This window comes from Actinomadura sp. KC345, from assembly GCF_004348515.1.
Taxonomy (GTDB): domain Bacteria; phylum Actinomycetota; class Actinomycetes; order Streptosporangiales; family Streptosporangiaceae; genus Spirillospora.
Map to the genome: position 1 here is coordinate 1 of NZ_SMKH01000567.1, position 1,500 is coordinate 1,500.

Annotated in this window: 1 protein-coding gene; it reads right to left on the reverse strand. The window is 69.7% G+C overall.

What is annotated here, in order from left to right; translation table 11 throughout:
* The coding region (locus E1281_RS39615) for an IS110 family transposase (protein ID WP_243717817.1) at nucleotides 1-1,053 on the reverse strand (1,053 nt) is incomplete at its 3' end.
* Nucleotides 1,054-1,500: the final 447 nt, after the last annotated feature.

Below are 1,500 nucleotides of genomic sequence, written 5' to 3' on the forward strand. Positions count from 1 at the left end.
GGCGGCCAGTCGCTGGTTCTTCACTCTTCGGTGGGTGATGGTGGTGGTCTTGCCGCTCGCGCGGGTGACTGGGGCGCTGCCTGCGTAGGCCTTGAGTGCGCGGGCGTCGGTGAAGCGGGTCCGGTCGTCGCCGATCTCGGCCAGTAGCCGGGCGCCGATGAGGGGCCCGACGCCGGGCATGCTGGTGATGATTTCGGCGTCGGGATGCCGGGTGAACTGCTCGGCGGTGGCGGCCTCCAGGTCGTCGGCGGCGCGGCAGACGGCGTCGAGCTGGGCGAGCAGCGCTTGGGCCTGGTGGCCGAGGGCCTGTTCGACCAGCGGGGGCTGCCGCAGGTAGTGGCTGCGGAAGATGGACTGGAGTCGTTCGGTTTCGGCGGCCAGGGCGCGTTTGCGGCCGGCCTGTTTGAGTAGCGCTGTGAGCTGGGGTTTGGTGAGCTGGGCGGCCTTGGCTGGGGTGGGGGCGGCGGCCAGGATGGCGCGGGCCTCGGGGCGCAGCAGCCCGTCGCGTTCGGTCGCGAACGCCTCCAGGATGGCGGGGTAGTACTCGCGCAGGTGGCTGCGTAGTTTGTTGTGGGCCTGGGTGCGGTTCCAGACGGCGTCCTGCTGGGCGCGGGCCAGCACTGCGATGGCCTGGGCGAGTTCGGAGTCGGCGGGCAGCGGGCGGTGCTGGTCGGCGTCGGTGCGCAGGATGTTGGCCAGCACGAGGGCGTCCCCGGCGTCGCTTTTGCGGCGGGCGACGCTGTGCCGGTCCCGGTAGCGCGAGACCGCCATCGGGTTGATCGCATAGACTTCGCGGCCGGTGCCGCGCAGGCAGGCCACCAGCAGGCCCCGGCTGGTCTCGATCGCGATCGGGATCGGATCGGCGGGAGTGTCGCCGGCCTCGGCCAGTGCCTGCAGGAGCAATGCGAACCCGGCCGCGTCATCGGCGATTCGCCGCTTGGCCAGCAGGTGCCCTTGGTCGTCGACCACGGCGAGGTCGTGATGGTCTTCGGCCCAGTCGATCCCGGCGAAGATCTTCAAAGCTCGGTTCCCCTTTCTCGTGTGTTCGTCCAGGTCAAAGCCTGTGCAGGGCACGCGTGCTCCCTAATGGCAGGGCTCTTGGGCCCGACATCCCACCAGCCGTTCGTGACCCCAGCGGTCCGCAGGACCCTCGGTCTGGCACGGAGCTCTGGGCTCCCATTGCGGTCAGAGGTGATCCCTGCAGGCGGCTCGAACCACGACCATGATCGACATGAGAAGGGCCGGTCGGGTCCGTCTCCAACGCAGGCGCTCAAAGCCCGGTTTGCTGCAAGACCTCGACCGGCCCTGACTCGACGCGGACGCCGCGGTCTACAGCCAGAGCTCCCCGGCTCCGAACGTGAACAGCGGTCGTCCCCGCCAAGGTCAACAGCGGGGCCTGGACACCAGGATCCACCGGTCTTCATCAGGCACTGCAGTGCAGGAGCGGGGAAGGCGTGCTCCCAGAGTCCGGGCCTCGCTGCGGCTTACGCGCCCATTAGT